At 61.2% G+C, this 6,716-nt stretch carries 7 protein-coding genes and 1 riboswitch; all 7 genes read left to right on the top strand.

Translation table 11 applies throughout. The features are described 5' to 3' along the window. Positions 1-164 precede the first annotated feature (164 nt). The 7 genes from C6W91_RS18065 to metK all read left to right on the top strand — a co-directional run bounded on the left by C6W91_RS18065 (position 165) and on the right by metK (position 6,574). Positions 165-749 carry an OmpA family protein gene (locus C6W91_RS18065; protein ID WP_370571264.1) on the top strand — a complete coding sequence of 195 codons (585 nt, stop codon included), beginning with the start codon at positions 165-167 and terminating at the stop codon, positions 747-749. Between the two features lie 13 nt (positions 750-762). Beyond that, complete coding sequence (locus tag C6W91_RS18060; RefSeq protein ID WP_065272323.1) at positions 763-1,068, top strand: hypothetical protein; 306 nt, start codon at positions 763-765, stop codon at positions 1,066-1,068. Positions 1,069-1,258: 190 nt separating this feature from the next. Continuing rightward, on the top strand, positions 1,259-2,272 hold the full coding sequence (locus C6W91_RS18055; RefSeq protein ID WP_065272324.1) for a PhoH family protein: 1,014 nt from the start codon (positions 1,259-1,261) through the stop codon (positions 2,270-2,272). 60 nt (positions 2,273-2,332) lie between these two features. Continuing rightward, on the top strand, positions 2,333-2,845 hold the full coding sequence (gene ybeY, locus C6W91_RS18050; RefSeq protein ID WP_274839604.1) for an rRNA maturation RNase YbeY: 513 nt from the start codon (positions 2,333-2,335) through the stop codon (positions 2,843-2,845). A 23-nt stretch (positions 2,846-2,868) separates the two neighbouring features. Then, complete coding sequence (locus tag C6W91_RS18045) at positions 2,869-3,768, top strand: hemolysin family protein (protein ID WP_065272326.1); 900 nt, start codon at positions 2,869-2,871, stop codon at positions 3,766-3,768. Continuing rightward, on the top strand, positions 3,765-5,273 hold the full coding sequence (lnt, locus tag C6W91_RS18040) for an apolipoprotein N-acyltransferase (protein WP_370571263.1): 1,509 nt from the start codon (positions 3,765-3,767) through the stop codon (positions 5,271-5,273). The genes C6W91_RS18045 and lnt overlap by 4 nt, the downstream gene beginning before the upstream one ends. Before the next feature lie 63 nt (positions 5,274-5,336). Continuing rightward, positions 5,337-5,386: riboswitch (SAM-SAH riboswitch) on the top strand. 6 nt (positions 5,387-5,392) lie between these two features. Then, on the top strand, positions 5,393-6,574 hold the full coding sequence (gene metK, locus C6W91_RS18035) for a methionine adenosyltransferase (RefSeq protein WP_370571262.1): 1,182 nt from the start codon (positions 5,393-5,395) through the stop codon (positions 6,572-6,574). Positions 6,575-6,716 lie beyond the last annotated feature (142 nt).

The following is a 6,716-nucleotide window of genomic DNA, read 5'->3' as shown; positions in this document are numbered from 1 at the left end:
AGCCTACGGCTCAGGGAAAGCAACGCCACCCTTCAAGCAAAGTTCAACATCAACAGGGACATCCCCTTTTGCAGTAGCGGCGGTATATACATGGATTGATGCTGTTACCGTGAGGCTTAACGCTCGTGGTGGCATGCTCCCGGGGGGACTTAGGTGAAGGATATCTGGTTGTGCTGAATTTCAAGTTGAGAAAAGCAGGCGCTTTGCTGGCCGCTGCCACGGTCGCATTCAGTCTGGCAGGGGCGTCTGTTCAGGCGCAGGATACGCAGACACGTACTGTTGTCGGGGAACGCTATGTGCCGACCATCTGGGTTGATCCGGATGGCTGCGAACATTGGGTGATGGACGATGGCGCCGAAGGTTACATGACACCGCATGTCACACCGGACGGCAAACCTGTGTGTCGTCCCGGTCTGCTGTGCGGTATGATGCCGACGGATCAGTTCTTTGCCACGGACAAGCATTTCATCAACGCGGCAGGCCGCAAGCGCCTGACTGAATTCTTTCAGAAGACAAAACCGAGCACACGGTATTTCGTGATTGCCGGTCACACCGACAGCCGCGCCTCGGATGAATACAATATCGGCCTGTCGCAACGCCGGGCCAATGCGGTGGCTCAGGTCGCACGATCTGCCGGTGCGCGGGTTGGTGATATCCGCGCCTACGGCGAACGTGATCCGCGCGTTCCCAATACCAGCGCGGCCAATATGGCGCAGAACCGTCGCGTCGAAATCTATTGTGTGCGCTAAGGGGGATTACAGCATGACCATTCTCAAAGGGGCCGCTGCTCTGTGCCTTGCGCTTTCGGTTGCTGCGTGTACCGATGTCACCGACAAGACCCGCGACCAGAACATTTTTGACGGCAAAAGTGGCGATCTTTCGCAGCTGACTGCCGGTATCTGGGTCGATCCGCAGGGCTGTGAACACTGGATCATCGACGACGGTGTCGAAGGCTATGCCGACCTGCGCCGTACGCCGGATGGCAAACCGGTCTGTAACAGCGAATTGCCGCGCAATGTCGCAACCGGCCCGTTCAAGTCCGGTTCCACCTATGGCGACCCGCTGTAAGCGCATCGAACGGTTTTGAGAACAACGCAGCCGCCCGTCTCTGGGCGGCTGTTTTCTTTTGCCGTTCTGACCCCGTCCGTATTGTGTCAGCCCATTTTTGTTTCAACCGTGTGAATTTTGCCGGGCTGCGCTTGCACCGGGCGCGCGGCAGAGGCACATTGAAGGAAACCGCAAGCCAGAGGAATAGAGATTGGTCACCAGCGCCCCGCCGTCGTCGTCCCACCCCCATCCCGACACCGCACATGAAGTGCTGCTGGAATTTCCTGACAATCGCCTGCTGATCGACCTCTGTGGGGAATACGACCGCAATATCGCTGATATCGAACAGAAGCTGGGCGTGCAGATCCTGCGCCGCGGCAATCTTCTGTCGGTGATGGGCGAGGAAGCAAGCCGCGAGCAGGCCGCAGCGGTTCTGACCGCGCTCTATGATCGGCTGGAAACAGGCCGCAGCGTCGAAAGCGCCGATGTGGACCGCGAATTGCGCATGGGGCCGTCGGATCAGACCGATCCGGGCGGCCAGTTGGAAATGTTCAGTGGCGGCAAGGTCGAAATCAAGACCCGCAAGAAACTGGTGGAGCCGCGCACCGACGCGCAGAAGGCCTATGTGCAGGCCCTATATGAACACGAGCTGGCATTCGGCATCGGCCCGGCCGGCACCGGCAAGACCTATCTGGCTGTCGCGGTCGGGGTCAGCATGTTCATCACTGGACAGGTGGACAAGATCATCCTCTGCCGTCCTGCTGTTGAGGCGGGCGAGCGGCTCGGCTTCTTGCCTGGCACCCAGGAGGAAAAGGTCGATCCCTATATGCAGCCGCTTTATGACGCGCTGAATGACTTCCTGCCCGGCAAACAACTGGCCAAGCTGAAGGAAGAGAAGACGATCGAGATCGCGCCGCTGGCCTTTATGCGGGGGCGCACGCTTTCGAATGCCTTTGTGGTGCTGGACGAGGCGCAGAACGCCACGACTATGCAGATGAAGATGTTCCTGACCCGCCTTGGCGAAGGTTCGCGCATGGTGATCACTGGCGACCGCAGCCAGGTCGACCTGCCGCGCGGCGTGCCGTCTGGCTTGGCGGATGCGGAGCGCTTGCTGAGCAGCATTCCCAAGATCAGTTTCAACTATTTCACCGCCCGCGATGTGGTGCGTCACCCACTGGTGGCGGCGATCATCGAAGCCTATGACGCGGATGTTCCGGCAATCTGATCCCGGCGCCCTGCGCCGGGTCCGTGATGTCGGACCCCAGCGGATATGTGAAAGCGACAGATGACATTAGAGATTTACACCGAAGACAGCCGCTGGGATGCGGTTGCGCTTGAGGCGCTGGCGGAGCGGTCCATCGGCGCTGCGCTTGCGCATTTTGATCTGGAGGCCGAGGAGTGCGAGATTTCCCTGCTGGCCTGCGACGATGCGCGCATCGCGGATCTGAACGCAGAATTCCGTGAAAAGCCGACCCCGACCAATGTGCTCAGCTGGCCAGCCGAGGAACTCTCTGCTGAGGAGCCGGGTGGCGCGCCCTTGCCGCCAGAGACTGATTTTACGGGCGAGATTCCGCTGGGTGACATTGCCATTGCCTATGAAACCTGCGCCCGTGAGGCTGAGGAAGCGGGCAAACCGCTGGCAGATCACCTCTGTCATCTGCTTGTTCACGGAGTGTTGCATCTTTTGGGTTACGATCACATTCGCGACCCCGACGCCACACTTATGGAGGGGCTGGAGGTCGAGATACTTGGCAAACTGGGTATCGATAACCCATATACGGTAAATGGAAGCCCCTGAACGGGGCATATTGGATAGGATAAATGGGCGACATAGAAGGCAGTTCTAACGCAGCGCATGGCGCGCTGCATATGAAGAGTGAGGCCATAGAGGCCACGGAACACGCGGAAAAGACCGGACTGTTGGGGCGTATTTTCGGCTCCCTGTCGGCCTCTGCCACGACGGAGGAACAGGAAGAGCAGCAAGACGCTGTCTCCGAGGTTCAGCCACATGGCATGATCAATCTGCGCCGGATGCGGGTTGAAGACGTTGCTATCCCCTCGGCCGAGATCGTGGCCGTCCCCGTGACAATCGAAAGCGACGATCTGGTGCAGGTATTCCGCGACAGCGGCTTTACCCGAGTCCCGGTTTACGAGGGCACGCTGGACACGCCGCTTGGCTTTGCTCACCTCAAGGATTTTGCCCTGACCCATGGGTTCAACTGCGGGGCGGAGCCGTTCAATCTGCGCGAGATGCTGCGCCCGCTGCTGTTTGTGCCACCGTCCATGCCCATCGGGGTGCTTCTGGCCAAGATGCAGGCCGAACGTCGGCACATGGCGCTGGTGATCGACGAATATGGCGGTGTTGATGGTCTGGTGACCATCGAAGACCTCATTGAGCAGGTCATCGGTGAGATCGAGGACGAACACGACACCGGCGAGGATCAGACCTGGTTTCGGGAAAAATCTGGCTGCTATATCGCCCAGGCCCGCACGCCACTGGATGAATTTGAGGCCGAGATCGGCCAGTCGCTGACCAATCACGACGATGTCGACGAAGAAGAGATCGACACGCTGGGTGGACTGGTCTTCATGCTGTCGGGCCGGGTGCCCGCCCGCGGTGAGGTGATCGTGCACCCGGACGGGCCTGAGTTCGAAATCATGGATGCCGATCCCCGTCGGATCAAACGGCTGCGGGTACTGGTGCCCAACGCTGCGGAATGACGAAGGTTTCCGGTCTGCGCAGCAGGTTGGGGCGGCTAGCACCCCATTTGCCAGTCCTTGCGCTGGCCTTTGGCTTTGGCGCGCTCATGTCGCTGGCGCTGGCCCCCAATCAGATGCTCTGGACCGTGCCAATTGCACTGGCGGTGATTGGCGCCTTTTCCCTGCGGGCGCAGACGTCCTGGTCTGGCGCCATGTTGGGCTGGGCCTTTGGGCTTGGGTATTTCGCTTTTGGCCTGTCGTGGATCGTTGAACCCTTTCAGGTGGATGCGCAGCGGCACGCCTGGATGGCGCCCTTTGCCCTTGTGTTTCTGGCCGGTGGTCTGGCGCTGTTCTGGGGCGCCGCCTTTGCCGGGGCCGTGCGGTGGAGCAGGGGGGCGGCGCGGGTCACCCTGCTGATTGCCTTCTGGAGCCTTGCAGAATTTGCCCGCGCCTATCTTCTGACGGGGTTTCCCTGGGCCGCTTTCGGACAGTTCTGGATTGATACGCCCGCAGCGCAGCTGCTGCCGTGGATTGGCCCGCAGGGGCTGGCGGTGCTGACGCTTGCCGCGTTTCTACCGCTGGCGCTGCTGCGCTCTAGCCCCGCGCGGGCGGTCCTGCCCGGTGGTGCGCTTGTGGCTCTGGTGGCGCTGCTGCCGTCTCCGCCCGAGGTCGAACTGACGGATCACAGGGTGCGCTTGGTGCAGCCCAATGCGCCGCAGCACCAGAAATGGCACCCGGATCTGCGGTGGGATTTCGTGCGCCGCGCCATGGGTTTTAACGCCCAAGGCCCGCGTCCTGATATGATCATCTGGCCGGAAACCGCGGTGCCGCAGTTGTTGAACTATGCCGGCAATACGCTGGAGGCGATCCTTGAGCAGGCGCCGGGCGTGCCGCTCTTGCTGGGGATCCAGCGCGAAGAAGGCGGCGCCTATTTCAATTCGGCTGCTCTGATCAGCGCCGATGGTTCTGCCGGGCAGATCTATGACAAGGCACATCTGGTGCCGTTCGGGGAATACGTGCCCTTTGGCGATCTGATGGCGCGGTTCGGATTCCATGGATTGGCCTCTCAGGCCGGTGCGGGCTATGCTGCGGGACCCGGCGCGCGGCTGATGGATCTGCCTATCGGCAAGGCATTGCCGCTGATCTGCTACGAGGCAGTCTTCCCGCAGGATGTGAACGCCGCCCCCGATCGCCCGGACATGTTGGTGCAGATCACCAATGATGCCTGGTTCGGCACTCGTTCGGGGCCCTATCAGCATCTGGTGCAGGCGCGGATGCGGGCCGCAGAGCAGGGGCTGCCGATGCTGCGCGCCGCCAATACCGGTATTTCCGGCGTGATTGACCCCTATGGGCGCCTTGGCCCGTCGCTGCCCTTGGGGGAGGCTGGCTATGTGGATGTGATCCTGCCCGCGGCGCTTCCCGCGACCCCTTACAGCGGCACCGGGGACTGGCCGGTGCTGATCCTGCTGCTGGGGCTGGCAGGTGCGGCGCTGCGCCGCGGCGGAAATATGCAGGCGCGTTCATAGCTGCTCAACCTCTGGCCGGTAAAAGCATTGACGACAACCGTCTTCCCACGTAGGTAGTTTCGGTTCCTCCCACAACGGCTTCCTGGCGTGGCGAGGCGAAACCAAATGGAGCACTTTTCATGACCCGCAAGCACTATATTTTCACTTCGGAATCCGTTTCCGAGGGCCACCCGGATAAGGTCTGTGACCGGATTTCCGATGCCGTTCTGGACGCCTTTCTGGCGGAAGAGCCAGAAGCGCGTGTCGCGGCAGAGACCTTTGCCACAACCAATCGCGTTGTGATCGGGGGCGAGGTGGGTCTGTCCGACCAGGACAAACTGCACGATTACATGGGCAAGATCGACGAGATCGCCCGCGCCTGCATCAAGGACATCGGCTACGAGCAGGACAAGTTCCACCACGAGACCGTGGAAATCACCAACCTGCTGCATGAACAGTCCGCTCATATCGCGCAGGGTGTCGATTCGGCCGAGAACAAGGACGAAGGTGCTGGCGACCAAGGCATCATGTTCGGCTTTGCCACCAATGAAACCGACGCGCTGATGCCCGCGCCGATCCAGTTCAGCCACGCGATTCTGCGCCGCCTTGCCGAAGTACGCAAGAACGGCACCGAACCTGCACTGGGTCCCGATGCCAAATCGCAGCTGTCCATCAACTATGAGAACGGCAAGCCGGTGGGCGTCAACTCGCTGGTGCTGTCGACCCAGCATCTGGACGAGTCGCTGACATCCGACGATATCCGCCAGATCGTGGAACCCTATATCCGCGAGACCCTGCCCGAGGGCTGGCTGACCGCAGAAACCATCTGGCACGTAAACCCGACCGGCAAGTTCGTGATCGGCGGCCCCGATGGCGATGCTGGCCTCACCGGCCGCAAGATCATCGTCGACACCTATGGCGGTGCGGCCCCGCATGGCGGCGGCGCCTTCTCGGGCAAGGATCCGACCAAGGTTGACCGTTCGGCGGCTTATGCCGCGCGCTATCTGGCCAAGAACGTCGTTGCCGCTGGCATGGCCGACAAATGCACCATCCAGCTGTCTTATGCGATTGGCGTGTCCCAGCCGTTGTCGATCTATGCCGACACCCACGGCACCGGCGACGTCGCGCCTGAGGCGATTGAAAAAGCCATTGGTCAGGTGATGGATCTCAGCCCGCGCGGCATCCGCTCGCATCTGGGCCTTAACAAGCCGATCTATCAGCGCACCGCGGCCTATGGTCACTTTGGCCGCGAACCCGATGCCGATGGCGGCTTCAGCTGGGAACGCACTGATCTGGTCGAGACGCTGAAAAAGGCCGTCTGATCCGGTCAGGCTGTGTATTGCAAAACGGGGGCGGGCCACGGGGCCTGCCCCTTTTTTTGATCCGCGACTGGTGTAGGGCGCAGGGCTTGAGCTACGCGCCGGGGCCGAACTAGTCTTTTCCGGCGGGGAATGCCCTTCGCGC

This window comes from Phaeobacter sp. SYSU ZJ3003 (genome assembly GCF_041300735.1).
GTDB lineage: Bacteria > Pseudomonadota > Alphaproteobacteria > Rhodobacterales > Rhodobacteraceae > Phycobacter > Phycobacter gallaeciensis_A.
This window is presented reverse-complemented; position numbering and strand designations above follow the sequence as displayed.